At 63.9% G+C, this 26,200-nt stretch carries 24 protein-coding genes and 1 riboswitch; of the genes, 7 read left to right on the forward strand and 17 right to left on the reverse strand.

Annotated elements, in window-relative coordinates; all coding sequences use genetic code 11:
- The first annotated feature begins 87 nt into the window (after positions 1-87).
- Complete coding sequence (locus QZW03_RS08135) at positions 88-1,059, forward strand: MBL fold metallo-hydrolase (RefSeq protein ID WP_296509480.1); 972 nt, start codon at positions 88-90, stop codon at positions 1,057-1,059.
- 103 nt (positions 1,060-1,162) lie between these two features.
- A complete protein-coding gene (locus QZW03_RS08140; RefSeq protein ID WP_296509481.1) occupies positions 1,163-1,813 on the forward strand; it encodes an HAD family phosphatase in 651 nt (216 codons plus the stop codon).
- Between the two features lie 244 nt (positions 1,814-2,057).
- Here the strand turns inward: QZW03_RS08140 and groL are convergent, their stop codons facing one another.
- Together groL and groES are read right to left on the reverse strand one after the other, a co-directional pair.
- Entirely contained in the window at positions 2,058-3,704 is a 1,647-nt protein-coding gene (groL, locus tag QZW03_RS08145; protein ID WP_296509482.1) for a chaperonin GroEL, read from the reverse strand.
- An 84-nt stretch (positions 3,705-3,788) separates the two neighbouring features.
- Positions 3,789-4,079, reverse strand: a complete 291-nt coding sequence (gene groES / locus QZW03_RS08150; protein WP_296509483.1) for a co-chaperone GroES — start codon at positions 4,077-4,079, stop codon at positions 3,789-3,791.
- A 234-nt stretch (positions 4,080-4,313) separates the two neighbouring features.
- Here groES and QZW03_RS08155 point away from each other — a divergent pair, with 234 nt between their 5' ends.
- Both QZW03_RS08155 and QZW03_RS08160 read left to right on the forward strand, forming a co-directional pair.
- Positions 4,314-4,991, forward strand: a complete 678-nt coding sequence (locus QZW03_RS08155; protein ID WP_296509484.1) for a ProQ/FINO family protein — start codon at positions 4,314-4,316, stop codon at positions 4,989-4,991.
- Positions 4,992-5,049: 58 nt separating this feature from the next.
- Positions 5,050-5,135: riboswitch (cyclic di-GMP riboswitch) on the forward strand.
- 58 nt (positions 5,136-5,193) lie between these two features.
- Complete coding sequence (locus QZW03_RS08160; RefSeq protein ID WP_296509485.1) at positions 5,194-5,631, forward strand: hypothetical protein; 438 nt, start codon at positions 5,194-5,196, stop codon at positions 5,629-5,631.
- A gap of 25 nt (positions 5,632-5,656) precedes the next feature.
- Here QZW03_RS08160 and QZW03_RS08165 read toward each other — a convergent pair whose 3' ends face one another.
- The 14 genes from QZW03_RS08165 to QZW03_RS08230 form a co-directional block, all read right to left on the reverse strand.
- Positions 5,657-7,591 (reverse strand): YhgE/Pip domain-containing protein, encoded by a 1,935-nt coding sequence (locus QZW03_RS08165; protein WP_296509486.1) that lies wholly within the window; start codon positions 7,589-7,591, stop codon positions 5,657-5,659.
- The gene (locus QZW03_RS08170; RefSeq protein WP_296509487.1) at positions 7,588-9,237 is read right to left on the reverse strand and encodes a mechanosensitive ion channel family protein; all 1,650 of its coding nucleotides are present in this window, start codon (positions 9,235-9,237) and stop codon (positions 7,588-7,590) included. The genes QZW03_RS08165 and QZW03_RS08170 overlap by 4 nt, the downstream gene beginning before the upstream one ends.
- A gap of 68 nt (positions 9,238-9,305) precedes the next feature.
- On the reverse strand, positions 9,306-10,430 hold the full coding sequence (locus QZW03_RS08175) for an FAD-dependent oxidoreductase (RefSeq protein ID WP_296509488.1): 1,125 nt from the start codon (positions 10,428-10,430) through the stop codon (positions 9,306-9,308).
- 4 nt (positions 10,431-10,434) lie between these two features.
- Positions 10,435-11,226, reverse strand: coding sequence for a DUF3047 domain-containing protein (locus QZW03_RS08180; RefSeq protein ID WP_296509489.1), 792 nt, complete (start codon positions 11,224-11,226; stop codon positions 10,435-10,437).
- A complete protein-coding gene (gene selD, locus QZW03_RS08185; protein WP_296509490.1) occupies positions 11,210-13,534 on the reverse strand; it encodes a selenide, water dikinase SelD in 2,325 nt (774 codons plus the stop codon). The genes QZW03_RS08180 and selD overlap by 17 nt, the downstream gene beginning before the upstream one ends.
- Before the next feature lie 52 nt (positions 13,535-13,586).
- A complete protein-coding gene (locus QZW03_RS08190) occupies positions 13,587-15,770 on the reverse strand; it encodes a bifunctional TVP38/TMEM64 family protein/FAD-dependent oxidoreductase (RefSeq protein ID WP_296509491.1) in 2,184 nt (727 codons plus the stop codon).
- 10 nt (positions 15,771-15,780) lie between these two features.
- Positions 15,781-16,386: a CDP-alcohol phosphatidyltransferase family protein gene (locus tag QZW03_RS08195; protein WP_296509492.1), complete on the reverse strand. Its 606-nt coding sequence runs from the start codon at positions 16,384-16,386 to the stop codon at positions 15,781-15,783.
- A 6-nt stretch (positions 16,387-16,392) separates the two neighbouring features.
- Positions 16,393-16,947: a redoxin domain-containing protein gene (locus QZW03_RS08200; RefSeq protein ID WP_296509493.1), complete on the reverse strand. Its 555-nt coding sequence runs from the start codon at positions 16,945-16,947 to the stop codon at positions 16,393-16,395.
- 55 nt (positions 16,948-17,002) lie between these two features.
- Entirely contained in the window at positions 17,003-17,641 is a 639-nt protein-coding gene (locus QZW03_RS08205) for an ATP-binding cassette domain-containing protein (RefSeq protein WP_296509494.1), read from the reverse strand.
- A complete protein-coding gene (locus QZW03_RS08210; RefSeq protein WP_296509495.1) occupies positions 17,638-18,075 on the reverse strand; it encodes a Rieske 2Fe-2S domain-containing protein in 438 nt (145 codons plus the stop codon). Before QZW03_RS08210 ends, QZW03_RS08205 begins: the two co-directional genes overlap by 4 nt.
- A gap of 4 nt (positions 18,076-18,079) precedes the next feature.
- On the reverse strand, positions 18,080-19,753 hold the full coding sequence (locus QZW03_RS08215; protein WP_296509496.1) for an ABC transporter permease: 1,674 nt from the start codon (positions 19,751-19,753) through the stop codon (positions 18,080-18,082).
- A 28-nt stretch (positions 19,754-19,781) separates the two neighbouring features.
- Complete coding sequence (locus tag QZW03_RS08220; protein ID WP_296509497.1) at positions 19,782-20,144, reverse strand: NADH-quinone oxidoreductase subunit A; 363 nt, start codon at positions 20,142-20,144, stop codon at positions 19,782-19,784.
- Positions 20,144-21,070 (reverse strand): TIM44-like domain-containing protein, encoded by a 927-nt coding sequence (locus tag QZW03_RS08225; protein WP_296509498.1) that lies wholly within the window; start codon positions 21,068-21,070, stop codon positions 20,144-20,146. Before QZW03_RS08225 ends, QZW03_RS08220 begins: the two co-directional genes overlap by 1 nt.
- 102 nt (positions 21,071-21,172) lie before the next feature.
- Positions 21,173-22,057 (reverse strand): LysR family transcriptional regulator, encoded by an 885-nt coding sequence (locus tag QZW03_RS08230; RefSeq protein WP_296509499.1) that lies wholly within the window; start codon positions 22,055-22,057, stop codon positions 21,173-21,175.
- 99 nt (positions 22,058-22,156) lie between these two features.
- Here QZW03_RS08230 and QZW03_RS08235 point away from each other — a divergent pair, with 99 nt between their 5' ends.
- Both QZW03_RS08235 and QZW03_RS08240 read left to right on the forward strand, forming a co-directional pair.
- The gene (locus QZW03_RS08235; RefSeq protein ID WP_296509500.1) at positions 22,157-22,510 is read left to right on the forward strand and encodes an HPF/RaiA family ribosome-associated protein; all 354 of its coding nucleotides are present in this window, start codon (positions 22,157-22,159) and stop codon (positions 22,508-22,510) included.
- Positions 22,511-22,524: 14 nt separating this feature from the next.
- A complete protein-coding gene (locus QZW03_RS08240; protein WP_296509501.1) occupies positions 22,525-22,803 on the forward strand; it encodes a zf-TFIIB domain-containing protein in 279 nt (92 codons plus the stop codon).
- Here QZW03_RS08240 and QZW03_RS08245 read toward each other — a convergent pair.
- Positions 22,800-23,756 carry a class I SAM-dependent methyltransferase gene (locus QZW03_RS08245; RefSeq protein WP_296509502.1) on the reverse strand — a complete coding sequence of 319 codons (957 nt, stop codon included), beginning with the start codon at positions 23,754-23,756 and terminating at the stop codon, positions 22,800-22,802. The genes QZW03_RS08240 and QZW03_RS08245 overlap by 4 nt on opposite strands.
- Positions 23,757-23,911: 155 nt before the next feature.
- Between QZW03_RS08245 and katG the strand changes: the two genes are divergently transcribed.
- A complete protein-coding gene (gene katG, locus QZW03_RS08250; protein WP_296509503.1) occupies positions 23,912-26,122 on the forward strand; it encodes a catalase/peroxidase HPI in 2,211 nt (736 codons plus the stop codon).
- The last annotated feature ends 78 nt before the right edge of the window (positions 26,123-26,200 follow it).

Here is a 26,200-nt window from a genome sequence, read left to right on the forward strand (position 1 = left end):
TTTCCATAGCGGACAAACCGCCTCGCAGTTGCACCAATGGGTAGTAATTGCGACTATCTGGTTTTTATTCAAACTCCGGAGGCTTTTATGGTGACTCGTCGCGATTTCTTTGTGGGTGGCGGTGCAGCGGTGGCCGCGTACGCAGCAGGCTCTTTTTTGCCACTGGGTGCCCAGTCGGCCCCTAACTTTGGCGCCCCCAGCGTGGTGCAAGTGGGCTTTCGCAAGCAAAAGGTTGGGGACTTTGAAGTCATCGCCCTGAACGATGGCGTGACCCGCCGCCCCTTGGCCGCCGAGTTTGTGCGCAACGCCCCCTTGGGCGAAGTGCAAGAGCTGCTGAAATCGCAAAACCTGCCCACCGAGTACCTCGATGTGCCTTACACCGCGTTTCTGGTGATTGCCGGCAACCGCAAAGTGCTGCTCGACACCGGTTTCTCAGACAACGGCGGCCCCACCACCGGCCGCCTCGTCGCCAATTTGAATGCTGCGGGCTACAAGGTAGAAGACATTGACACCGTCATCCTGAGCCACTTCCATGGCGACCACATTTTGGGCGTGCGCAACAAGGCGGGCCAGCTGGTGTACCCCAACGCCAAAATCATGGTGCCCTCGGTGGAGCACGCGTTCTGGATGGACGATGCCCGCATGGCCGCCGCCCCGGATGCCATGAAGGGCGCTTTCCAAACCGTGCGCCGCATGCTGGGTGGCCTGAACGACAGCCAGATGGTCAAGTTTGAGGCCGGTACCGAAATCGTGCCCGGCATCAAGAGCGTGGCAGCCTACGGCCACACCCCGGGCCACACGCTGTTTATGGTGGAGAGCAAGGGAGAAAAGTTTGCCTATGTGGCCGACATCACCAACGTGCCCCAGCTGTTTGCGCGCAACCCTGACTGGGCGGTGCAATTCGACATGAATGCCGAAGAGGCCCGCGTGGCCCGCCGCAAGGTGTTTGACATGATCGTCAACGACAAAGTCATGGCCGGTGGCTTCCACTTCCCGTTCCCGGCGTTCGGCCGGGTCGAGAAGCTGGGCAACGGTTTTGAATTCAAGCCGGTGGCTTGATAGTCTGATCGACCCTGGATTGCTGCAACAGCGGCTCACTGGAGTCGCACCAAGCCCCGCCGGCGCTATGCTGGCGGGGCTTTTTCTCTTGGAAATCTGAAATATGAATGTGGTGTTTGACTTTGGCGCGGTGCTGTTCACCTGGCGCCCGGTGGATTTGATGATGGAGTGCTTTCCGCAGCGCGCTGCGACCCGTGCAGAGGCCGGGCATTTGGCCCATGAGGTGTTCGGGCACGCCGAATGGCAGGCCTTTGACCGCGGCACGATCGCCATGCAAGACGTTATTGCGCAGGTCGCGGATCGGGTAGGGGTGGACGCAAGCACTCTGGGCGCGCTGGTGGAAAGCATTGGCGAGCGCCTGACGCCCATGCCGGAGTCGGTAGCCCTGTTCAAGCGCTTAGTTGCCCTGCGTGCGCAGCGCGTGGCCGAGGGCGCTGAGCCCCTGCGGCTCTACTACCTCTCCAACATGCCCGTGCCTTACGCCCGCGACTTGGAGCGCATGAATGCCTTTCTGAGCGAGTTCGACGGCGGCATCTTCTCGGGCGACGAACTGCTCATCAAGCCCGAGCCCGCCATCTACCAACGCCTGCAAACCCGCTACGCCCTGGACCCGGCCAAGACGGTCTTTCTGGACGACCTGCTCCCCAACATCGCAGCCGCCCAAGCCGAAGGCTGGCACGGCATCCACTTCCACACCGCCCAGCAGGCCACGCAAGAGTTGCAAGCCCTGGGTTTGAAAGAAATCGACCTCTAGCCCCTGCCGATATTGCGTAAGAAGCTATCAAAAGCATAGTAACGCAGACGTAAAAAAGCCCCGCAAGGCAAAACCTTGCGGGGCTTTCAATTGGGTTTTTGTTCGGGTGAGCGAACTTCAAGCGGCGTAGCGAGCAGGTGCCAGGCTAGGCGCACGGAGCACAGCAACCGGAACGTACTTGCGGTACGTGAGGATTGCGAGCACCGCACAACGACGCATGGCGCCTGCGCAGTAGCCGTCGAAATTACATGCCCATGCCGCCCATGCCGCCCATACCACCCATATCAGGCATACCGCCGCCAGCAGCTTCTTCCTTAGGAGCTTCAGACACCATGCACTCGGTAGTCAACATCAAAGAAGCCACAGATGCTGCGTTCTGCAGAGCAGTACGTGTCACCTTGGTGGGGTCCAGAATACCCATTTCGATCATGTCGCCGTAGGTGTCGTTGGCTGCGTTGAAGCCGTAGTTGCCCTTACCGGCCAACACAGCGTTCACCACCACAGAGGCTTCGCCGCCTGCGTTGTACACGATCTCGCGCAGAGGCGCTTCGATGGCCTTCAACACCAGCTTGATACCGGCGTCCTGGTCAGCGTTGTCACCCTTGATGGTGCCAGCGGACTGCTTAGCGCGCAGCAGGGCCACGCCGCCACCAGCCACAATGCCTTCTTCCACTGCAGCGCGGGTAGCGTGCAGGGCGTCTTCCACGCGGGCCTTCTTTTCCTTCATTTCGACTTCGGTAGCAGCGCCCACCTTGATCACGGCCACACCGCCAGCCAACTTGGCCACGCGCTCTTGCAGCTTTTCGCGGTCGTAGTCGGAAGTGGCTTCTTCGATTTGCACGCGAACTTGCTTCACGCGGGCTTCGATGTCAGCAGCAGCGCCGGCGCCGTCGATGATGATGGTGTTTTCCTTGCCCACTTCCACGCGCTTGGCGGAACCGAGGTCGGCCAAAGTCACTTTTTCCAGGGTCAGGCCCACTTCTTCAGCGATCACCTTGCCGCCGGTCAGGATGGCGATGTCTTCCAACATAGCCTTGCGACGGTCACCGAAGCCAGGAGCCTTCACAGCCACTACCTTCAAGATGCCGCGGATGGTGTTCACCACCAAAGTTGCCAGGGCTTCGCCATCGACATCTTCAGCAATGATCAACAAAGGACGGCCAGCCTTAGCGACTTGTTCCAGGGTAGGCAGCAGGTCACGGATGTTGCTGATCTTCTTGTCAAACAACAGAACAAACGGGTTGTCCAGCAAAGCAGCTTGCTTTTCGGGGTTGTTGATGAAGTAAGGGGACAGGTAACCGCGGTCGAACTGCATGCCTTCAACCACGTCGAGTTCGTTCTGCAGGGACTTGCCGTCTTCCACAGTGATCACGCCTTCTTTGCCCACTTTGTCCATCGCGTTGGCGATGATGTCGCCAATGGAGGCGTCAGAGTTGGCGGAAATGGAACCCACTTGGGCGATTTCCTTGGAAGTGGTGGTGGGCTTGGATGCCTTCTTCAGCTCTTCGATTAGGGCAGTCACTGCCTTGTCGATACCGCGCTTCAGGTCCATCGGGTTCATGCCGGCGGCCACGTACTTCATGCCTTCGCGCACGATAGCTTGAGCCAACACAGTAGCGGTGGTGGTGCCGTCGCCAGCGTTGTCAGAAGTCTTGGAAGCCACTTCCTTGACCATCTGCGCGCCCATGTTTTGCAGCTTGTCTTTGAGTTCGATTTCCTTGGCCACGGACACACCGTCCTTGGTCACGGTAGGGGCGCCGAAAGAGCGCTCCAACACCACGTTGCGACCCTTAGGGCCCAGTGTCACTTTGACCGCGTTGGCCAAAACATTCACGCCTTCAACCATGCGTGCGCGGGCTTCGCCGCCGAAAATTACGTCTTTTGCTGCCATGTGATGACTCCAAATTTAAGTGAAATATGCCGCTAGCCCGCACAAAATGTGCGCGACTAGCTATTTATTTGATAGCGAAGTGGATTACTTCTCGACGACTGCGAACAGGTCGTCTTCTTTCATGACCAGCAGCTCGTCGCCATTGACCTTGACGGTCTGGCCGGAGTACTTGCCGAACAAAACGCGGTCGCCAACCTTCACGGTCAAGGCCTTGGTTTCGCCCTTGTCGTTGGTCTTGCCGGGGCCGACAGCCAACACTTCACCTTGGTCAGGCTTCTCAGCAGCGTTGTCAGGAATGTAGATGCCGGAGGCAGTCTTAGTTTCAGTTTCAACGCGCTTAACAATCACGCGATCTGCCAGAGGACGCAGGTTCATGAGAAATCTCCTAAATAGGGAAACAAGAAACACCAGAAGCCGCCCACCAGGGCCGACTCCCGAGAACTAACGCGGCCGGTGCTGTTAGCACTCAAGTCCGACGAGTGCTAATGATAAGGGGTTTTGGCCAGGTTTCAAGGGCTGGCCTTGAACCGGAAAGGGCTATCAGAAGTCTACGGCCCCTCAGATGCGGCATGATCGGGGGCTTTTTTGCACGAATTCCTGACTACTGATATGACCGAAACCTTGCCTTTGCCACCGGAAGCGCCTGTTGCTGACACGGCGGCGGCCCCTAAGGCGCGTGCGCCCAAGCCAGATGTTTTGCCGGTGCTCGACAAAATGGCGGCGCTGTATCCCCACCTGTTCGGCGCGGTTTTCCGGCCCATGAAGCGGGGTATTTTTCAAGAATTGTTGGACGCGCACCCCACCGAGTTCGAGCCAGTGAGTCTGAAGGCTGCGCTGTCCATGCATGCGCGCTCCCTGCGCTACCTGACCGCCGTGGCGTCGGGTGAGCAGCGCCATGATTTGCAAGGCCAGCCGGTGGAGCCGATGGCGCCTGAGCATGTGTTTCACGCGCTGCTGGAGGTGTTCCGCCGCCGGCAGTTCCGCACAAAAGAAGACTTGCGTCCGAAGCTGGTGCAGCGGGTAGTGGCCGCCTGGGAGGCCTCGGGCCTCACGCCCCAAGCCTACCGCGAGCTGGTGACCAGCCGCGATGCCGCCGCCAACGCGGTGTTGGACGACGCCATGTCCGAGGCCGATGCCCGTGCTGCCAAGGCCGAGGCCCTGCGGGCGGCCTTCCAGTCCAGCGGTGCCACGGTCGAGGCGTTTGCCGACATGTATGGCCTGGACCCCCGTGCCGTGGGCCGCATGTTGCGAGGCTCGGGCGCGGACGCTGCTCCGGCAGCGGGCTGACCACCGGCACTGGCGCAGTGCGCGCCGCTCCTTTATAGTTCGGGCGCGCGCCCCGAAACCGGTGCGCGGGCAAACCTGCCGAGAGGCAGGGACGCAAAGCCTCCGGTCCTCCCTGCGCAGCAGGCGGATAGCGGGGTTGCTTCTACCAGAGTCTCTGGAGAAACGCGTCTTGCCCTTGTGTGCAACGACCGGACTCCACGCGATGAAGCAAACCAAACCTTTCGGGCGCGCCTACCTCACTGCAGCAGACTCTGCCGCAGCGCCTTCTCCCACGACCATTCCAGCAGCCCTGGCGGCAACGGCCAGCTCGCAGCTGGGTGATCTTTTCTCCCTCCATGGGGCGGCGCTGCCGGCCCAAGACCAGGCGCCAGCGCCCCTGTGGCAGCAGAAGCTGCGGGAGTGGTGCGTGTTGGCGGCCACGGTCGCCGCGCTGCTGAGCGCCTATGTGATGCTGCGCGACAGCATGCTGCTGGCCAACTGGCTGCAGCAGGTCACCACCGACGAGACCGTCATGGTCTGCAAAGACGGCAAGATGGTGTACCCCGACTACAGCATCGTCGACCGCCTGCTCAACAACGGCCATTTCATGTGTACCGAGTGGAAGGTGCAGCGCGGATATTTAAGTCTTCCGCGCCGCTAGGGCCGGTGTACCGGCCCGCTTGTGCTCAGAACCCGACGGTGGGTTGCATTTGCGAAGGGGGCAGGTAGCGCCAGCGCTTGACCAGCGTGGCCAGCATCAAGGCCACGGCACCGGCTGCAGCGACCAAAGTCAGTGGTTGTATCCACTCACCACCGTAGGCGCCGAACATGGCAGCCCGCACGGCGCGCACGGTCCAGGTCATGGGCATCCACGGGCTGATGGCCTCGTACAGGCCACCACTCAGCTCCACCGGCAGCACACCGCCGGAGGCAGACAGTTGCACCGCCAGAAACACCATGGCAAACACCTTGCCAGCATCCCCCATGGCACGGGAGAGGAAAAGCACGATCATCAAAAACGCCATGCCCGCCACGCCGAGGCAGGTGGCAAAGGCCGCTGCATCGTGCACCGGCACCTTCAGGCCCCAGGTCACCATGGCACCCAACAGGGCGGCCTGCAGGGCCACCACGATCACCGGCACCGTAATTTTGCCCAACAGTTTGGCGGGCGACGAGAAGCGCTTGGCATGCCGCGGCAACACGCGCAAATGAATCAAAAATGCCGCCACACCGGCACCCAGCCAGAGTGCGGCGGGAATCACGTTGGGGGCAAACCCGCTGCCGCTGTTGCCGACAACAGCGTCGATTTCCATGATGGGCTTGACCGAGTTGGCCAGGCCCTCCGGGCTGCCTTCCGGGGTGTCAATAGACGCCGGCAAGGAGTTGGCCAACAGGTCCAACCCGGCTGACAAAGACTGGCTGCCAGCCTTGAGCTTTTGCAGCCCGTCTGCGAGTTCACCGGCCCCGTGGCTGAGCTGTGTGCTGCCGCTGGCCAGCTCATCGAGTTGGCTGTCTTCGGGCAACTTGCTCACGGCCTGGCGCACCGCGCCATTCATGGTGCGCATGCCGCTGGTCAGGGTGTTGACCCCGGCGCTCAGCCGCGTGGCACCGTCGGCCAGCTTTTTCTGCCCATCGGCTGCGATGTGCAGAGCGTCGTCCAGCTGGTTGATGCCACCGGCCAGCTGGCCCACGCCGTCTTTGACGCGACCTGGCAGCAGCAGGCTGTCGTCGGCCTCGGCTTTGAAGCCGGTGGCGCCTTCCAGTAGTTTGCGGCTTCCGGCTTGGAGCTCGTCCATGCCTTTGATGAGGTCGGTGTGGCCGCTGACTAAGGCGGCGGCACCCGCGTTGAGCCGGTTGAGCTCGGAGTTGGGGGCGCGTTTGGAATCCAGGGTGCGCAGGCCGTTGCCGAGTTGCTTGAAACCGTCTGTGGCCTGGCCTACACCGGTTTGCAGTTTGACGGATCCGCTGGACAAGGCCCGCCCGGCATTGGCCGCTTTGGTGGTGCCGGTGTGGAGCTCTTCAGCGCCTGAGCGCAACGAGGCGACGCCCGCGCGCAAGGCGTCGACACTGCGTTGGGAGCCTGCTGCATCGGTCAGCACCATGGACCATCGCCGCTCGTTGAGGCTTTCGTTGACTTCGTGGCCCAGCTCGTTGGCAAACTGCTTGGCAAGTGCTGCTGTCTGGAAGTTGTTGCCCTCCGAGGCGTACACCACGAGCTTGCCGCCTCCGGGTTGCGCGCCGGGGATGGCGTTGGAGCTGAAATCTTTGGGAATGATCAGCGCAAAGGCGCGTTTGCCCATGCGCACGTCCTGGCGGGCCTGCTCGGAGTCGTCGTATTGCACATAACCGAAGCGCGCACTGCGGTTCAAATTAAAAACAACCTGCGACCCCACGTTGAACACATGGTCGCGGTACTGCACGCCTTCATCCAGGTTCACTAGGGCCACCGTCAAGGCCTGGCTGTGCGAGCCCGGGTCCCACACGCTGGTGAGGTAAATGGCGGCGTAGACCGATGGCAGCAAGGCCACCACCACCACGGCGAGCAGCATCTTGGGGTAGCGCAGCAGGATTTGCACCTCATGCCGTGCGACATAGCGCACCTGGTTGGCGAAATTTCTCATGGCTGCTCCGGTGAATGCGGGCGCGCCGGCGGTGGAGCCCATTGCGCGGGCGGCACCGTCTTCGCCACGGCCGGGTCGGCAATGTATTGGGGCGACATGATCTGTACCCCGAAGGTGTTGAACACGTCTTGAATATTGGCGTGCAAAGCGCTCAACACCTCAGCCCGCGGACGCGGTTCGTGCGGAATGGCCTGACACACCAGGCGGTACACCGGGTACCAGTCGGAAAGTGCCGTCTGGAAGACTTGAGGCGCGGGGTGGGCCTGAATGCCCTCGGTGCGCAGCGCCGCATCGATCAGCATGGCGTGGACCTGGCGCCAAGGTGTGTCGTAACCGATGGTGACGGTGGTGTCGACCACATAGCCCGGGCCGTTCACCGTGCGGGAGTAGTTTTTGGTGGTGCTGGCCAGCACACTGCTGTTGGAGATGGTGAGCTCTTCACCCAGCCCGGTGCGGATGCGGGTGGCGAACATGCCGATCTCGGTCACCGTGCCTTCCTGGTCGGCAATGCGCACGTATTCTCCTTTGCGGTAGACCCGGCCGTAGGTCAGTATCAGACCACTGGCGGCTTGCCCCACCAGGTTGGAGGCCCCGAGCGAAATCATCAAACCCACCAGCACCGACAAGCCTTTAAAGGCCTCGGTGCCGGCACCCGGCAAATAGGGGTAGGCCATGGCCAGAGCAAAAAGCCAGATCAGCACTTTGGCGATGCGGCGGGTGGGCACGGCGACATCGGCATCCAGCCAGGCGAGGGTGTGCTCGTCTTCCAGTACCCGCTCAAAAAACCGGTCCATGCTGCGGCTGAGCAGGCGCGCTAAGTAGAAGATCACGCCCGCAGTAAACAGGCCCGGCACAGCCCCTGCGATGGCGCTGCCCGCCTGCGCTGCAAAGTTGAGCAAGTAGCCGTTGAGCGCCTCGCCCCAGGCGCGGGTGTACGGAAAGCGGCTCAACACAAAGCTCAGCCACTCGTATACCAGCAGGGCCTGCAGCAGCCTGAGCACGGTGTTGATCCCGCGGCGCACCAAGCTCACGGCCCGGTTGCGGTTGAGCAGGCTGATGCCGCCGAGTTGCAGCCGGGCGGCTTGTTCTGCGGAGAACTGCAACAGGCGTTTGCCCAAGGCACTGTGCATGCGCTGCAAAGCCATCCACACGCCCAGCGCCACCACCGTGGCACCGGCCACCCAAGCCAGCGCTTTGGCGATGGCATCCAGGTCGCGGCTCTCGCGGCTTTCGGCAATGGCCATCTCCAGGGCCGACTGCACTTGGGCTGCTGTGGCGTCCAGGGTGTCCTGGGCGCTGGCATCGACTTCAGCGGCAGTCACTACAAAGGTGGTGGCACCGTCTATCTGGATCAGCATGCCCATGGCATCAGGCTTGCGGCTGACGCGGTGCGGGCCGCTCTGGTCGAGCTGGGCGTGCAGGCGGGTGCGGGCGCGTTGCGCCCGGTCGGCGGCAGAAACCCCGCCCAAATCGCCGCGGAAAGTGATGACCGGCCGGTTGTAAAACGAGAGGGTAGCAGCGGCAGGCACCGGGGCCGCTGCGGCTGCCGCCAGCGCGGCAGGGGGTAGCGTCGTCTCGGTGGGTTGCGCAGTTGCGCTCCCGGTCCACACCGACAGCACAAGCCAAAGAGCCAAAAAGAATTTCATGGGGGCATTAGGACAGAGTCCTGCCCACTATACCCACTCAGCGCAGGGGCTAACGCGCGGCGCCCGCCTCAGGCATTGTGTTGGGTGTAACGGGCGATATGCCGCCGGTCGCTCCAGTCTTTGAGCCAGCGCCAAGGCCGGCCGGTGGCGCAGTAGCTGCCCCAGCCCGCCACCGCTTGCTGGCCGCTGTAAAGCAGGTGCAGGGCTTGCCCGCCGGCCGGTGCCGCATGGAGGCTGTCGCCGGCTGCCGCCGCGGGCAGGTTGCGCGCCAGCATAGGGTTGCCATCTGCCACCGCAAACACCTGGGGGTGATTGGTGCTGCGCTGGTAGGCATCGGTGGCAATGCGGCCGTGGGCATCGAGGGCCAGGCCACTGTTTTCCAACCAGACCGGAGACTGGGATTGCAAGGCAATCAAGGGCACGTCGCAGGCGAGCTGCGCGCCACAGCCCAGGTGCACCGCGTCGGCACGGATCGCGACCGCCACATCTTGCAGGACCGTGATGCGCTGCGCTTTCATGGCGGCGACCAGACGGGCGTTCACCGGGTGGTCGAGTTGCACGCCGCCCTCGCCGGGTTGGATCACTAGCGTGACGGCACTGTGCGCAAGCCGCTGGCGCACCGCCAAGGCCAGCTCCAGCGCGGCCGTGTGGTCGCCGATCACGGTAATCCGCAGCGATTTGCTGTGCGCCAGTTCGCAGACCCTGGGCCACAGCTGGGCAAAGGTTTCCAGCGGGTGCGCAAACAAACCGAACTCGCGCGCACCGGGAATGTCGCGCTCCAACTGCTCGCGGTTTTGCACGGGCCCGGTGTTCACCGACAACCAGTCGTAATGCTGGCTGCTGCCGTCGTCGAGCTGCAGGGTTTGCTGGGTGGCGTCGAGCGCCTTGACATGGCGCTGCAGCCAGCGGATGCCGGCGCGGCGCACCAGCGGCTCCAGGGGAATGGCGCACTCTTCCAGGCTGTAGCGGCCCGCTACCAGACCGGGCAGCATGCCGGGGTAGATGGTCCGCGGGAAAGGGGCCACCAGGGTGACGCGCATCTCGGCCAGCGGCTTGGCGGCCAGCGCGCTGAGCACGTTGAGGTTGGCCATGCCGGCACCCAGCAACACCAGTTGGCGGGGTTGGTAACCCCGCGCATCGGTGCCATGGGTGGAGTCCACAGAGTCTTGGAGATGCGCGGCCAGAGCGTTCATGGTGCTATTGTTTCATGAGCTGCAGGGCGTTGACAAATCCGAGGCTACTGCCGCCCGAGTTGTCCGAATCCGCACCCACCACGATGGCCAGCAGCGGCGGCACGGTGGTGGTTTCGTTGCCGAAGGCTTCCAGGAAGTCGGCCTGCAGGTCCCGCTTCTGGGCCACCCAGCGGCCTAGCGGTTCGCCGCTGCCGCGTAGCACACGCAAGCGCACCCTAGCGGTGTAGGCGTTGTTGAGCGCCGTGCCGCTCGGCAAAACACTGTCCCACAGGTAGCACAGGGTGGCGCCGGGCAGCGCCTCGCCACTCACCCGGCGGGCCAGACGCAAGAGGTTGCGCTCCACAAAAGGGATGTTCTCCAGCGGCATGTCAAACAGAGCGCAGACCTTCAGGGCCGCATCGTCCCCAGTTTTGCGGCGCAGATCGGCGCCCGCCAGCGGCTGGTCCAGGCGCCACTGCCATTGCAAAAAGCGCGCCTCGCTCCCGCCGGGTACCGCGTGGCTGAGGGCGCCGTAGCTCTTGTCGCTGCGCAGGCGCAGCACTTGCTGGCCGTCCAGCGCAGCTATGTCCGGTGCGAGCAGAGGCACTTTGCCGCCGGGCAGCCCGATCACCCGCCAAGGTGCCGGGGGTGTGCCGTCTGCCGCGTGGGCCCAGCTTTGCAGCACACCGGCCGGCTCGGAGCCGCTGGTCTGCGCCCGGGCACTCCCGCAGGCCAGGAGCATGAAAAGCAAGCAAAAAGTGCCTGTAGCCCACACAGAATATGCGCGACCAGCTATCAATTCAGGAGCGTTTCTCATGCTTCACCTCTATATAAACCGGCGCGTCTCCAGTGTGCGCCGCGCGTACGTGACCGATGGCGCACGCGGCGTCGTAGCCCTGTGCGTGCAGTGCCGCCAGACACGCGGCGGCCTGGTCGGCGGGCACGCTGGCCAGCAGCCCACCGGCTGTTTGCGGGTCTACCAGCAGCGGCCATAGCGGCTGGGCCATGGCCTCGGCGGCGTTGTGTACGCCATGTTGTTGGCGCGCATTGGCGCTGTGCAAGGAGCTGAGCAGGCCCTGCTGCACACACTCCAGCGCGCCGTCCAGCAGGGGCAGCTGGTCAGCTTGCAGCACCACCTGTACAGCGCTGGGGCGGGCCATTTCTACCGTGTGGCCAATCAGCCCGAAGCCGGTTACGTCGGTGCAGGCGGTGGCGCCATGCTGCTGCAGCACGGCGGCGGCGGCCTGGTTGCTGTGCTGCATGCTGCGCAGTGCTGCCTGCACCCAGCGGCCGGTCGCGGCAGCGCGGCCGTGGGCGGCAAACAGGGCGCCGGTGCCCAGCGGCTTGGTGAGCAGCAGCACATCGCCGGGCTGCATGCCGCTTTTGCGCAGCACGCCGGTCAGGTGGCCGTGGGCGTCCACATCTACCAGGCCGTTGACTGCAAAGCCCAACGCAAGCTCGGCGCCTTCGCCGCTGTGCCCACCGACCAGCGTGCAACCCGCCGCGTTGAGCACCTCGACGGCACCCTGCATCATCTGGCGCAGGGTGGCTTCTACCTGCCGGTCCACGCCCGGCGGCACGGTGGCAATGGCAGTGGCTGTGTGGGGCCGGGCGCCCATGGCAAACAAGTCGCCCAGTGCGTGGTTGGCGGCTATGCGGCCGAACACATAGGGGTCGTCCACGAAGGCCCGGAAAAAATCGACGCTGTGCACCAGCGCTTTGCCTGGCGGCACCCGCACCACGGCGGCGTCGTCCGGGCTGTCCAGGCCCAGCAGCACATCGGGGTTGGGTTGCACCCACAGGGTTTGCAGGGCACGCGAGAGCACGCTGGCCCCCACCTTGGCACCACAGCCGCCACAGCGCATGGCGACTGCGGCTTGCGCCTGTTGGGCTTCATCAGCGTTTAGTTGAATGGATGCATTGGCGGATGTCCTGGCCGGAGTCATATTTGAGAGGCCGGCGAGCCCATTCGCGCCCTGCACGCTGAAGCGTTGCATAAAGCGGCGGTCTATCCAGTCCTTCCAGCGCCAGACCCAAGCACCTGCAAAGCCGAGTGCGCCGCGTGAGGCTACGGCGTATTGGTCGCCGGTGCTGATGAGCGCGAGCCAGCGGCGCTGCGGGTGGTAGGGCTGCAAGGGCAGGCCCTGCACCGCGCGCTGCAAATTGATGGCCAGCGGCATGCCCATGCGCACCGCAAACACACCGGCCTTCTCCAGCGCAAAGTTCTCCATGGCCGCCACATCGCCCGCCGCAAACACGCGCGGGTCGGTGATGCTTTGCAGGGTGTCGTGCAGGCGGATGCAACGGTTGTCTGTGAGCGCCAAGCCCATGGTTTGCAGCCAAGTACCGCCACCGGCTTGGGTGACCCAGAGCACCTCGTCGGCCTCAAACCACGTGCCCTGCGCGCTGCGCAAGCGGTCCGGTTGCACTTCTGCGACCGGCGTTTGCAAGTGCACTTGCACGCCGCGTGCCGCCAGCACCTGGGCAAAACGAGCCTGCACGCCGGGGTTGTGGGTGGGCAGCAGGCCGTCGGAGGTGAACAGGTGGAACCGGGGTGCCAAGTCCCCGCGCCCTGCCGCGCGGGCCTCGGCCATCAGCCGGTGCTGCATGGCCAGGCACAGTTCTACCCCGCCCGCGCCACCGCCCACGATGGCAATCGACAGCGGCCGCGTGGCGTGCGCTGCCTTGTCCAGCAACTGCAGCCAGCGCTGATTGAAGCCGGTGATGGGTTTGACCGGCACGGCGTGTTCCGGGGCCCCCACCGCGCGCATTTGCGGGGTGGAGCCGGTGTTGATGGAGACCACGTCGTAGTCAATGTCCGGCCGGCCGCGCAGTTGCACTGTGCGGGCTTCGCGGTCGAGGCCGATGACTTCAGCCTGGATGAACCGGGCGCCGGTGGCTGCGCACAAACGGCACAGGTCAATGTGCACCTCGTCATACGTGTAGTGCCCCGCCACATAGCCCGGCAGCATGCCTGAGTAGGGCGTGTGCGCGTCGGTGCAGATCAGGGTGATGCGCACACCCGGCAGCGGGTGCATGGCGAAGTAGCGCAGCGCCACCACATGGCTGTGGCCGCCGCCCACCAACACGATGTCTCTGACGATGGGCGTGGCTTTTGTTTGCATAGGCGTGAATTGTGCTGCGACCCGCAAAGCGGCGGAGCGTGGGGGCACTATTTCAGCCGCGTTTCCAGTCGTGGAACTTGCGCACCCACTCCAATAGTTTGTGGGGCTGGTGCGCGCGCTTCCATTCACCTGCCGCGTATTTGTTCGCTTCAGCTAGCGTGGGGTAGGTGTGGATGGTGCCCAAAATCTTGTTCAGGCCCAGCCCGTGTTTCATGGCCAGCACGTACTCAGCCAGTAGGTCGCCCGCGTGGGTGCCGACGATGGTCACGCCCAGAATCTTGTCTTTGCCCGGCACGGTCAGCACCTTCACAAAGCCGTGGGCCTCGCTGTCCGCAATCGCGCGGTCCAGGTCGTCAATGCCGTACTTGGTGACCTCGTAAGCAATGCCTTGGTCTTTGGCGTCCTGCTCGTTCAGGCCTACGCGCGCCACCTCGGGGTCGATGAAGGTGGCCCACGGGATGACCGAGTAGTCGGCCTTGAACTTTTTGAAGTCACCGAACAGCGCATTCACTGCCGCATACCAGGCCTGGTGCGCCGCCACATGGGTGAACTGGTAGGGCCCGGCCACATCGCCCGCCGCAAAAATGTTGGGGTAGATGGTCTGCAGGTACTCATTGGTGTGCACCGTTTTGTGGGTGGGAATGCCCAAGTCTTCGAGGCCATAGCCCGTGAGCCGCGCCGTGCGGCCCACGGCACACAGCAGCTGGTCGAAGGCAATGCGCTTCTCCACGCCTGCGTGTTCCACCACCAGCACCTTTTCGCCATCCACCAACTCGCAGCGCAAGGCCTTGTGGCTGGTGAGCAGGTCCACGCCATCGGCGCGCAGGGATGCCGCGGCAAGTTCCGACACCTCCATGTCTTCCCGCGCCATGATGCGCGGCGCCATTTCCACCTGAGTGACGGCGGAGCCCAGCCGCGCAAAGCTCTGCGCCAGCTCGCAACCAATCGGCCCGCCGCCCAGCACCACGAGGCGCTTTGGCACTTCGTCGAGCTTGGCAAATTCATCCCACAGCGTGTCGCTGGTGACATAGCCCACCGCGTCCAGCCCGGGCAGGGGCGGCACAAAGGGGCGCGCACCGGCGGCGATGACGATGCTGCGCGTGGTCAGCGTCTGTGTGCCGCCGCCGTTGAGCGCGATCTCTACTGTCCAGGGGTTGATGATCTTGGCGTAGCCCTGCAGCACCTCAACACCGAGGCCGGTGTAGCGCTCCACGCTGTCGTGCGGCTCGATGGCAGCAATCACCTCGTGAATGCGCTGCATCACCGTTTTGAACGAAAACAGGCTCTGGCCCTCGCCGGATATGCGCGATGCGCTATGTAAACCATAGCGCTCTGCATGTTGCATCTGGTGAGCGAGCTTGGCGCTTTTGATCAAGGCTTTGCTGGGCACGCAGCCGTAGTTCAGGCAGTCGCCGCCCATTTTGTGGGCCTCCACCAGCGTGACCTTGGCCTTGACCGCGGCCGCAATATAGGCCGACACCAGCCCGCCCGCACCACCGCCGATGACAACCAGGTTGCGGTCAAAAGTCTTGGGGCGCACGGTGTTCCAGCGGGCGTACACCTTGCGTTGTTGGATGAAATTCATCAGCGCCTTCGCGATCAAGGGAAACACGCCTAGCAGCACAAACGCACCCAGCAGCTGGGGGCTGGCGACGTCTTTGAGCGACTGCAGCTCTGCCAGCCGGGTGCCGGCGTTCACATACACCGCCGTGCCGGCCAACATGCCGAGCTGGCTCACCCAATAAAACGTGCGGGTGCGCATGGTAGTCAGGCCCATGAGCAGGTTGATCACGAAAAACGGCACCACCGGAATCAAGCGCAGGCTGAAGAGGTAGAGCGCGCCGTCGCGGGCCACGCCGGCATTGATGTCTGCCAGGCGGGCGCCGAAGCGGGCCTGCACCACATCGCGCAGCACAAAACGGGCGGTCAGAAACGACAGTGTGGCGCCGATGCTGGACGCAAACGACACCAGCAGCAGCCCCCAGCCCAGCCCGAAGACGCCACCACCGGCCAAAGTCAGAATTGCCGCGCCGGGCAAGGAGAGGGAGGCCACCGCCACATACACCCCGAAAAACGCCGCACGCAGGGTCCACGGGTTCTCGGCGTAGTACTGAGCCAAAGCGGCCTGGCTTTGGCGTAAAGCGTCCAGGCTCAAAAAGCGCCCCAGGTCCAGCGCCACAAACGCGGCAATGGCCAATGCCACCACGCCCACTACCAACCATTTGGAAGCCTTCATGGCAACCCTTTCAAGAAAATGCGCGCCATCCCCACCAAATGCGGGTGGCGGTGGTCACGGCACAGAGCGCCGCAAAGGTGTAGGCCAGTGGCGCGAAATGCGCAGGCCACAGGCACATGGCCACAAAGAAGGCCAGCGTCTCGGTGGCCTCGGTCAGCCCGCCCAAAAAATAAAACGATTTGTCGGGGTAGGCCAGGTTGTCCATGCCGCGCTTGGCCGCGAGGGCGGCAAAAGCCAGAAAGCTGCTGCCAGTGCCAATAAATGCGGCCAGCAAGGCGGCGGCAGGTAGCGCGTGCCCGGCCGGGTTGGCCACTGCAAACGCCAATGGAATGCTGGCGTAAAACACAAAGTCCAGCGAAATGTCGAGGAATCCGCCTGCGTCTGTGGGCTGTGTTTCGCGGGCGACGGCGCCGTCCAGTCCATCGAGCAATCTAGAGCCTAAAAGGGCTATAGCCCCCGCAAAATATGCGCCGGTAGCTATCAAAATTGCAGCAAACATGCCGACGCCAAAGCCCGTCAAGGTGACGGTGTTGGCTCCGACGCCGGCGCGCACCAGCACGCGTGCCACGGCCCGCAGGGGCGGGCGCAACAAGGGGGTCGCGAATCGGTCGAGCATGGCGGGTCAGGGCAGCAGGTCGGCCACGCTGTCCCACACCTCGGGGGCGAGGCGGCCTTCAAAGCGCTGCACTATCTGGCCCCTGGTGTCGATCAGCAGGGTCAGCGGGAGGCGGGTGCCGGCGGGCAGCTCACCGTCCAGGCGCACCGAGAGCAGGCCTTTGGCGTTCATCTGAGTCTGGTTGACTAGCTTTTCGTAGGTCTGCCAGTCGCTGGCTTTGCGGTCCAGGTTCACCAGCAGCAGGCTGAAGGGCTTGGTTTTCCAACCGGCCAGGTTGGCGCGCAGCTCAGGCAGGCTGTCGCGGCAGACGGCGCAGTTGCTGTTCCAGAAAAATGCCACGGTCACATTGCCGTCGAGGGCGCTGGCCGCGAAGCGCTGCCCGTTGGCGTAGGTGGCAGGCAGCTGCAGGCGGTTGCCCTTGCCCAGCGCCGTGCCGGTGTCCTCCGCGGTTGCGGTGGCCGACTGCGCTGCGGCGCCGCCTGCCAGGCCCGCCGTCAGGGCGAGGGTCAGCAAGCCGCACCAGGAAGCGCGTTGCCAGAGGTGTGGGAGTGGGTTGTGCATGGGGCGAGTCTAAGGGGGCTTGGCTTTTCCCTTGGTCGCTCACGTGCACTGTTTCTTACACAGCAGGCTCTGAGCCGAGCAGGGTGAGGTGCGCGGTGTCCGCGATATCTGCCGCATCGTGGGTGACCAGCAGGGCAGGTATGGCGCGCCGGGCCACCAGGCCGAAGACCAGCGCACGCATGCGCCCGCGCAGCGCCGCGTCGAGTTTGGAGAAGGGCTCGTCGAGCAGCAGGGCTCTGGGTTGCGCCAGGAGCGCGCGGGCCAGGGCCACACGGGCCCGCTGTCCGCCGGAAAGGCGGGCGGGGTCGGCGTGCAGGTGGTCTTGCATTTCTACATCGCGCAGGGCGGCTTGCACTGCGTCTTCGCGCTCAGCGCGCGCGCCGGCGGGCACGGCAAATAGCAGGTTTTCGCGGACGGTCATGTGGGCGAACAGCAGGTCGTCCTGAAACAGCAGACCGACGCGGCGGGCGCGTACCGGGAGCGTGTCGATGCGCTCACTGTTCAGGTTGATGCGGCCTTCCCATTGCATGCCGGCCTCCAGGGTGCCGCACACGGCGGCCAGCACACTGCTTTTGCCGCAGCCGCTGGGGCCCATCAGGGTGTGCACGGTGCCTGCCGGCAGGTGCAGGTGGAGCTTTTGCACCAGCAGACCCGCGGGGCTGGCGAGGCGGTCTATGTGAATATCGAGGCTCATGAGGCGACCCGCACCGTGCCGTCGGCCTCCACCACCACCGGGATGGGCAGCAGCGACTCCCCCTCGCAATCGCCGGAGGTGCACAGGCCATCGCTCCAGCGGTAGTGGGCGTAGTGCACATTGCAAGTGATGCGCTTATGGGGTACGAATTGCAGCAAGTCCTGGCGCGCGGCCAGCGGCACGCCGAAATGGGCGCAACGGTTCACAAACGCCAGGACCCCGCTGCCGCTGCGCAGCAAGAGGTAGCGGAACACAGCCCCGGGGGCCGAGGCCGTGTCACTGCCGGAAGCCAGCTCATGCAGCGTGGCACTGCCGTCGGGCAGGGTGTTGCGCTGGCCCAGCACCGCCCCGGGCGCCGGAGCATGGGCGATCTGGTGCCAGTGTCGGGGCTCGGCCGGGTCTTGGGGCAGGGGCAGAGAGGGGGGCGAAGTCATGGCTTTATTGTGCCGCCGCAGGCCAGCGCCGCGGGCGGCCCCACCAGGCGGCCAGGCCGAACATCAGCATCGGCAACAGCCACTGCAACCAGGCGAAGGCGGCGGTCAGGGCGCGCTGGCCGCCGGAGGCTAGTGTTACTGCCTCGGTGGTGACTGTCTGAAACCGCCCGGCGCCCACGTACAAGGTGGGCAAATACTGCGCCACGCTCACCGCAAAGCCCACGGCAAGCGCTGCAGCCAGCGCGCTGCGCAGCAAAGGCCACTTCACGTGCCACAAAAAGGCGGCGCGGCTGCGCCCGAGGGTGGCACTTACCCGGGCCAGTCGCCCATCGACCGCGCCATAGGGGCCTTGCAGTGCGATCAGCACATAGGGCAGTGCACTCAAGGTGTGGGCTAACCAGAGGCCTATGGCCCGGCCGTCCAGACCCCAGGCGATGCTGAGCCGGTGCAGGCCCACCACCCAGAGCACAGCTGGCAGCACCAAAGGCAACATCCAAAGAGGGCGCAGGCGCTGCTGCCAGCGGGGTGGCACCCATTCCAGCCAGGCGACCACCCAGACCAGCGCGGCCGCCGCACTGCACAGCCCGAGGCCCAAGGTCGTCCAGACCGTGCCGCTGCTCTGCAACACACCGGTCCAGGCCTGCAGGGTCCACACCTCAGGCAGCAGCTTCGGAAACGGCCACGGCCCCGAAACGCTACCCAGTGCCAGCGCGCCGAGCACCGCGGCGTAAATGCCCAGCAACACCGACAAGGGGCGGCGTGATGCCGAAGGCTTGGCCGCCTTGCTGACCCCGGGAGAGAAGCGGACTCCGCGCACCTGGCGTTGACGCCATAGCGGCCAGGCCCGCCACCCGGCCCAGCCAGCCGCCGTCACCAGCAGGAGCAAGGTGAGCAGCCAAGCGGCACTTGCGCCCACGGCGTTGGTCGCCGGGTCGGCGTCTTGCAGCCATTGCCACGTCAACATGGCCAAGGTAGGCGGGGTGGTGGGGCCGATGATGAGCGCCATATCTACCACCGTGAGGCTGTAGGCCAGCACCGCCAACAAGGGGGCCCGGAGGGCGCGCACCAGCTGCGGCCAGCCGATGCGCCACCAAGCCTGCGCATCGGTGTAGCCCCAGAGGGCGGCAAGGCGCAGGGATTGCCGCAATTGCGCCTGCACACCGGGTTGCTGCACATGGGCCCAGGCGGCCCAGAGCAGAAACGGTATTTCTTTGAGCACCAGCGCGGCGATCAGCCCCAAGCCCCACGGGTCCTGGGTGGTTGACCATGCGGGGGGCAACTCCAGCCCGCTGGGCCAAGGAGACACCAGGCGCAACAGCCAGCCGCCGGGTGCGATCAACGCCACCATGCCGATGGCAAATGCTGCATGGGGCACAGAGAGCAAGGGTGAGAGCCAACGGGCCCAATCGCCAGACAGATGCCCGGTCCCGGGTGCGGCAAGCCAGCGCCCCAGCATGAAAGCCGTGATTCCGGTCGAGATCAAGGTGGCACAAAGCCCGGTCCAGAGCGTCATGCCCAGTGCGGGCAGGGTTTGCGGGTGCTGCCAGAGTGCGGCCCAGGCGGCGGTCTGCGCCCAATCGGTGAAGGTGCTGCCCAAGGCCCAGAGCAGTGGTGTGCCCGCTAGGAGCAGGAGAAGGGTCGCGCCGACGGGGAAACGGGGTGCAGGAGCGGCAGGCATGCGCGGATGTTAATCACTTTGCCGGCCGTTAATCTTCCCAGTCCATCGCTCCTTTGGCCCACTCATAGGCAAAACCGATACACAGAATGCCGAGGAACACCATGCCGGCCATGAAGCCGGGAAACCCGATGTCCTTGAGAGCCAGCGCCCAAGGAAACAGGAAGGCAATTTCCAGGTCAAAAATAATGAAGAGGATGGCAACCAGATAGAAGCGCACGTTGAATTGCATGCGCGCATCGCCAAAGGGCTCAAACCCACATTCGTAGGCTGAGCCCTTGGCGGGGTCCGGCCGGTTGGGACCCAGAAGGTACCCCGCCAGCTGGGGGAGCACCCCCACTGCAATTCCCACTGCAATAAACAGCAGGACCGGCAGGTAATGCTCCAGGTTCATCAGGCTTGCTGGATACCAGCCAACACCCAACCGCCTTGGCCTTGGCGGGACTTAGTGAGGTGCCAGATTTCGTCGAAGGTTTCGTCGTCGGAACCTGCGCCGAAGCGGATGAAGCCGGTGAACTTGACGCTCACTACATAGCGCTGGGCTTCTTCCGCCACTTCAAGCACGGTGGTGTCGATGCGGACCACTTCGCCAGGCTGTGCCGAGGTTTCGCGCTCTGCAAAGTCGAGCTTGATTTCCGCGAACATTTCTGGCGTGGTGAACTCACGGATGTCATCGAGGTTGCCAGCGTCGTAGGCAGCTTGCAAACGGATGAAGTTCACTTTGGCATTGCGCTCGAAGGCAGCACGGTCAAAGTCAGCTGGAATGGCAGCCGCTACGGGCTGGCCACCAATGTCGGCACCGATCAACGAGCCGGAGGACGAACCGCCCATGCCGGACGCTGCTGGTGTCGCCATTTTGTAGGCCTGTTGGGGCATTCCTGCACCACCTTGGCCAGCCGACGCGCCGGCTGGCATCAAGCCACCTGCACCGGCCATACCGCCTTGGCGTGCCATGGCCCGCTTGCGCAAAATGAAGCCGATGACCGCCATGACGGCAAATGCCACCAGGGCCATGGTCATCATGGACGCCAGCTCATCGCCAAAACCGAAGTGCGATGCCAATGCGGCGATACCCAGGCCCGCTGCGATACCAGCGACTGGCCCCATCCAAGAGGGTTTGGAAGCTGCAGCTGCGCCTGCACCGGCGGCCGGTGCCGCGTTTTGTGCGGTGGGGGCTGCAGGCGCTTTGTCTTGGGTGGCTTGCCGCTGGGTGCCCATGGACTTGCCGCCGCCCAGCCGCTTGGCCGCTTCGGCGTCCACAGAAACGCTGGCAATGCCCAGCGAGAACACTACCGCAAGGACGGAAAGAAGTCTTTTCATGTCGATCTCCTGAAAAATGAATGACAAGCGGAGATTACGGGGAAAAAGAACCATTAAAAACCAGTGCTTATGAGAAGAACATTCTGTAAAAAACTGAAGGTTTCACGCAATTCCCTGCAACACGCGTTGTACCAGCGGGTGTTGCACCCTCTTTTCAGTGCCCACGGCGAAGAAATGCTCCGCCACCCCCTCGCAGGCCGCGAGTCGTTTCACGCCGTAGTGGGCCAGCAGGTCTTCTTCAGCCCATTCGGCCGCCGGAAAAATCCCCATGCCGCTGGCGCCAAAGGTGTTGAGCAGCGCACTGTCTTCAAACTCCCCCACGATGCGCGGCCGGATGCCCTGCTGTTCAAACCAGTGGTCCAGGCGGGCGCGCACGGCTGTGTGGGCGGTGGGTAGCAACACGGGGGTGCTGGCCAGGCACTGCGGGAACTGGCGGGCAGCGCCCCGCACCAGGGCCGGCGTGCCGTACCAGGCCATGGGCGACTGCCCCATGGCGTGGCTGTAGAGCTTGATGTTGGGGTTGGCCGGGGCCGGTCGATCCGAAAACACCACATCCAGGCGGTGCAGGGCCAGGTCGCCCAGCAAGTCGTCGAGCTCACCCTCGTGGCAAATCAAGCGCAGCGTAGGTTCGCTGATCACGGGTTGCAAAAGCCGCCGCGCCACCAATTTGGGCAATCCATCAGATATGCCCACCGCCAAGCGCATGGAAGGCGCGCTGGCCGACTCGCGCACCCGCTCCGGCAGGTTTTCACCGATTTGGAAAATCTGGTCTGCCAGCTGCATGGCCGTCAGGCCGGCATCGGTGAGCACCAGCCCGCGGCCTGCGGGTTTGAGCAAGGCGTAGCCCAGTGAGCGCTCCAGCTCGCGCACTTGCGCGCTCACGGTTTGCACCGCCATGTCGAGCTTGTCCGCGGCCCGCGACATGCCGCCTTCTTTAGCGACCACCCAGAAGTAGTAGAGGTGCTTGTAATTGAAAGTGGTGCTCATGTTCTGTATTTACAGGAATTTGGATCAGAAATTATCTGCTTTTTACAGAATGTCTGCGGCCCTAAGGTGGAGGCTCATTCACAGCACGGAGAAATTTCTATGCACGTTATCGTTGAATCCCGCCAGGCTACGGAGACCACTTTGCGCGAAGAAGCGCACGCCCGGGTGCGCTTTGCCTTGCGCCGACTGGGCGCGGCGATTCCCCGCGCGCGGGTCATGTTTACCGACATCAACGGCCCCCGCGGCGGTGTGGACAAGCACTGCCTGCTGGAGGTGAAAACCGACAAATCCGGCGTGCTGGTGATTTCGACCCTGGCCAGCGACTGGCGCTCCGCCTTGGACGAAGGCCTGGACCGCCTGGTTCGTGCGCTCACACGCACCTTGCAGCGCCAGAGCAAGCCAGTGCGCAGGCGCCAGGCCGTGGCCTTCTCGCAGCCTGACGCTGCTCTCTAACGCAGGAGCCTCCTATGAAATGCCCCCATTGCCCCGATAGCACCCTGGTCATGACCGACCGCCAAGGAGTGGAGATTGACTATTGCCCGACTTGCCGCGGCATCTGGCTTGACCGTGGCGAGCTCGACAAGCTGCTCGACAAAGCCGCCGGCTCGCCCGCAGCGAGTGCGATGCCGGCCTCACGTGCGGCGCCGCCTCCACGGCACCGCGATTTCGAGGACTCGGACTACCACGAGCACAAGCGCTACCCGCAGGGGCGCAAAAAGTCGTGGCTGCACGAGATCTTTGATTAGGGCTCGCCAGCCCCTTTGTCGCTGTGTTCCGGTAAGCGGTACACGAGCACTTTGAGTGCCCGCTCCGGCGCACTGTCTGCAAAGGCCGCGGGGTTGGGCAGGCGCTGGACAAACTCCAGCGCCGGTGCCTGCTCTTGCACATGGTTTTTCAGAAACGCGGTGTCGAGCTCCGGTGCGTTCAGGCACACCAGTGCGTGACCACCGGGGGCCAGCAGCTCCGGCAGGCGGCGCACCAGACGGGCGTAGTCTTTGGTGGCGACAAAGCTGCCCTTTTGGTAGCTGGGCGGGTCCAGCACCACCAGGTCATAGGGGCCGCCGCGGGTGATCTTGCCCCAGGTTTTGAAAATATCGTGCCCCAGAAAACTCACACCGCTCTCGATGCCGTTGAGCCGGTGGTTTTGCTGCCCGGTGGCCAGCGCGCCCTGGCTCATGTCCACATTCACCACATGCCGCGCGCCCGCCTGCAGCGCCACGACCGAAAACGAGCAGGTGTAGGCAAACAGGTTCAGCACCCGGAATGCATAGGTCTTGGGGTGTGCCGCCACGTAGTCGCGCACCCAGCGCCGGCCCTGGGCCATGTCCAGAAACAAGCCGTGGTTCTGCCCCCGCAGCACGTGGACCTTGTACTTCGCCCCCGCTTCGGTGACGACATGGGAGTCGGGTACCGCGCCCGCCATCAGGCGGGTGTCGGCCTGGCCCTCGGCGCGGCATTGGTACACCCAGTTCAGGGCTTCGCCGGGCGCCAGCACCTCATAGCGGGCGGCCAAAGCGGCGCCCAGTGTGGCCAGGGTGTCTTCTTCCACGGGCTTGAAACTGGTGAGCACCAGCACGGGGGCATACCAGTCCAGCGACCACTGCTCGCAACCGGGGTGTAGACCGCCCCGGCCATGGAACAGGCGGCAGGCATCGGGGGGGAGTTCCATCGTGGCGATGGTGGAAAGCAAGGCTTGCAAGGTGGACTCAGTCAGTAGAGGATGTGGGGAGTGTATGCAGCGCGCCGGCAATAAAAATCCCTATCGGTGATATTGGGCAATCCAATTGGTACTTTTGATAGGCAAAAACTAAACTGCAACACAGATTGATTCCCAACCTGTCCCAGGAGACTTGCATGACCACTGAATCCAAATGCCCCTTTCCCCATGCTGCGCGCAGCACCAATACCCGCGCGGCGGCTCCGTCGAACGCTGACTGGTGGCCTAACCAACTCAAGTTGGGCATCCTGCACCAGCATGCTCCCGCCTCCAACCCGATGGGCGAAGACTTCAACTACGCCGAAGAATTCAAGTCGCTCGATCTCGACGCTGTGGTGCAAGACCTGACGGCACTGATGACAGACTCCCAAGACTGGTGGCCTGCCGACTGGGGCCACTACGGCGGCCTGATGGTGCGCATGGCCTGGCACGCTGCAGGCACCTACCGAACGACCGACGGTCGCGGCGGTGCCGGCACCGGCAACCAGCGCTTTGCCCCGCTCAACAGCTGGCCTGACAACGGCAACCTCGACAAAGCGCGCCGCCTGCTTTGGCCTATCAAGCAGAAATACGGCCGCAAGCTGTCGTGGGCAGACTTGTTCATTCTGGCGGGCAACGTGGCGCTCGAATCCATGGGCTTCAAGACCTTTGGCTTTGCCGGTGGCCGCGAGGACATCTGGGAACCTGAGCAAGACATTTACTGGGGTGCTGAAAAAGCGTGGCTGGCGACCAGCGACAAGGAAAACAGCCGCTACACCGGGGACCGCAAGTTAGAGAGCCCTCTGGCTGCCGTGCAAATGGGGCTGATCTATGTGAACCCGGAAGGCCCGGACGGCAAGCCCGACCCCGTGGCCAGTGGCCGCGATGTGCGCGAAACCTTTGCCCGCATGGCCATGAACGACGAGGAAACCGTAGCCCTGGTAGCCGGCGGCCACACCTTCGGCAAGGCGCACGGCGCAGGCGACCCCACCTTGGTGGGCCCTGAGCCGGAGGCGGCAGGCATTGAAGCGCAAGGCTTTGGCTGGATCAATAAGTTGGGCAGCGGCAAAGGTGTGGATACCACGACCAGCGGAATTGAAGGCGCCTGGAAGCCCAACCCCACAACTTGGGACAACGGCTACTTCGACATGTTGTTCGGCTACGAGTGGGCCCTCACCAAGAGCCCGTCCGGAGCGCACCAGTGGGTGGCCCAGAACGTTAGACCTGAGCACATGATTCCGGACGCGCATGACCCGTCCAAAAAGCACGCGCCCATGATGACCACCGCCGACATGTCGCTGCGCATGGACCCGGCGTACGAAAAAATCTCGCGCCGCTTCCACCAGAATCCGGCCGAGTTTGCGGACGCCTTTGCCCGTGCCTGGTTCAAGCTGACCCACCGCGACATGGGCCCCCGTGCCCGCTACCTCGGCAAGCTGGTACCTGCCGAAGTGCTGGGTTGGCAAGACCCGATTCCGGCGTTGGACCACGCACTGGTGGATGCGGCCGACGTGGCCGCCCTCAAAGCGCAGGTGCTGGCTTCTGGCCTGAGCACCCCGGAGTTGGTGGGCACCGCGTGGGCGTCAGCGTCTACTTTCCGGGGCAGCGACAAGCGCGGTGGTGCGAATGGTGCCCGCATCCGCCTGGCCCCCGCCAAAGACTGGGCGGCCAACCAGCCCGCGCAGCTGGCCAAGGTGTTGGGCAAGCTCGAAGCCATTCAGCAAGCCTTTAACGCCGCGCAAACCGGCGGCAAGAAGATCTCGCTGGCGGACTTGATTGTGTTGGCCGGTAGCGCGGCGGTGGAAGCCGCCGCGCAGCAAGCGGGTCAAGTGGTGACCGTGCCTTTCAACCCCGGCCGCATGGATGCCACCCAGGCACAAACCGATGTGGACGCCTACCAGGTGCTGGAGCCGGTGGCCGATGGCTTCCGCAACTACACCCACCAAGGGCTCGAAGGCGTGGCCGCCGAGTTGTTGCTCGACAAGGCGCAACTGCTCACCCTGAGCGCACCCGAGATGACGGTGCTGCTCGGTGGCCTGCGCGCCCTGAATGCCAACGTGGGCCAGGCGCAGCATGGCGTGTTCACCGGGCGCCCCGGTACCTTGAGTAACGACTTCTTTGTGAACCTGCTCGACATGCGCACCGCATGGAGCAAGTCCGCCACCGAGGGTGTGTTGGAGGGCCGCGACCGCACCACAGGCGCCGTGAAATGGACCGGCACGGTGGTCGACCTGGTCTTTGGCTCTAACTCGCAGTTGCGGGCATTGGCCGAGGTGTATGCCACCCACGACGCGCAGGAAAAGTTTGTGCGTGACTTTGTGGCCGCCTGGACCAAGGTGATGAGCCTGGACCGCTTCGACCTTGCGTGATCATGACTAGGTGATGGCCCCGGCGTGACTGCCGGAGCTTTCGGCCCTGCCCGGCGCTGTCCCCCAGCGCGGAGCGGG

Source organism: Rhodoferax sp. (assembly GCF_013297935.1).
Taxonomy (GTDB): domain Bacteria; phylum Pseudomonadota; class Gammaproteobacteria; order Burkholderiales; family Burkholderiaceae_C; genus Allorhodoferax.

Excerpts from the sequence above, each read along its gene's own strand:
- QZW03_RS08210 (WP_296509495.1), bottom strand. The coding sequence starts at position 18,075 with ATGACTTCGCCCCCCTCTCTGCCCCTGCCCCAAGACCCGGCCGAGCCC.
- QZW03_RS08140 (WP_296509481.1), top strand. The coding sequence starts at position 1,163 with ATGAATGTGGTGTTTGACTTTGGCGCGGTGCTGTTCACCTGGCGCCCG.
- QZW03_RS08200 (WP_296509493.1), bottom strand. The coding sequence starts at position 16,947 with ATGCACAACCCACTCCCACACCTCTGGCAACGCGCTTCCTGGTGCGGC.
- QZW03_RS08155 (WP_296509484.1), top strand. The coding sequence starts at position 4,314 with ATGACCGAAACCTTGCCTTTGCCACCGGAAGCGCCTGTTGCTGACACG.
- QZW03_RS08195 (WP_296509492.1), bottom strand. The coding sequence starts at position 16,386 with ATGCTCGACCGATTCGCGACCCCCTTGTTGCGCCCGCCCCTGCGGGCC.
- QZW03_RS08135 (WP_296509480.1), top strand. The coding sequence starts at position 88 with ATGGTGACTCGTCGCGATTTCTTTGTGGGTGGCGGTGCAGCGGTGGCC.
- QZW03_RS08225 (WP_296509498.1), bottom strand. The coding sequence starts at position 21,070 with ATGAAAAGACTTCTTTCCGTCCTTGCGGTAGTGTTCTCGCTGGGCATT.
- selD (WP_296509490.1), bottom strand. The coding sequence starts at position 13,534 with ATGCAAACAAAAGCCACGCCCATCGTCAGAGACATCGTGTTGGTGGGC.
- groL (WP_296509482.1), bottom strand. The coding sequence starts at position 3,704 with ATGGCAGCAAAAGACGTAATTTTCGGCGGCGAAGCCCGCGCACGCATG.
- QZW03_RS08230 (WP_296509499.1), bottom strand. The coding sequence starts at position 22,057 with ATGAGCACCACTTTCAATTACAAGCACCTCTACTACTTCTGGGTGGTC.
- QZW03_RS08165 (WP_296509486.1), bottom strand. The coding sequence starts at position 7,591 with ATGAGAAATTTCGCCAACCAGGTGCGCTATGTCGCACGGCATGAGGTG.
- QZW03_RS08240 (WP_296509501.1), top strand. The coding sequence starts at position 22,525 with ATGAAATGCCCCCATTGCCCCGATAGCACCCTGGTCATGACCGACCGC.
- QZW03_RS08175 (WP_296509488.1), bottom strand. The coding sequence starts at position 10,430 with ATGAACGCTCTGGCCGCGCATCTCCAAGACTCTGTGGACTCCACCCAT.
- groES (WP_296509483.1), bottom strand. The coding sequence starts at position 4,079 with ATGAACCTGCGTCCTCTGGCAGATCGCGTGATTGTTAAGCGCGTTGAA.
- QZW03_RS08180 (WP_296509489.1), bottom strand. The coding sequence starts at position 11,226 with ATGAGAAACGCTCCTGAATTGATAGCTGGTCGCGCATATTCTGTGTGG.
- QZW03_RS08235 (WP_296509500.1), top strand. The coding sequence starts at position 22,157 with ATGCACGTTATCGTTGAATCCCGCCAGGCTACGGAGACCACTTTGCGC.
- QZW03_RS08170 (WP_296509487.1), bottom strand. The coding sequence starts at position 9,237 with ATGAAATTCTTTTTGGCTCTTTGGCTTGTGCTGTCGGTGTGGACCGGG.
- QZW03_RS08190 (WP_296509491.1), bottom strand. The coding sequence starts at position 15,770 with ATGAAGGCTTCCAAATGGTTGGTAGTGGGCGTGGTGGCATTGGCCATT.
- QZW03_RS08160 (WP_296509485.1), top strand. The coding sequence starts at position 5,194 with ATGAAGCAAACCAAACCTTTCGGGCGCGCCTACCTCACTGCAGCAGAC.
- QZW03_RS08205 (WP_296509494.1), bottom strand. The coding sequence starts at position 17,641 with ATGAGCCTCGATATTCACATAGACCGCCTCGCCAGCCCCGCGGGTCTG.
- QZW03_RS08215 (WP_296509496.1), bottom strand. The coding sequence starts at position 19,753 with ATGCCTGCCGCTCCTGCACCCCGTTTCCCCGTCGGCGCGACCCTTCTC.
- QZW03_RS08220 (WP_296509497.1), bottom strand. The coding sequence starts at position 20,144 with ATGAACCTGGAGCATTACCTGCCGGTCCTGCTGTTTATTGCAGTGGGA.
- katG (WP_296509503.1), top strand. The coding sequence starts at position 23,912 with ATGACCACTGAATCCAAATGCCCCTTTCCCCATGCTGCGCGCAGCACC.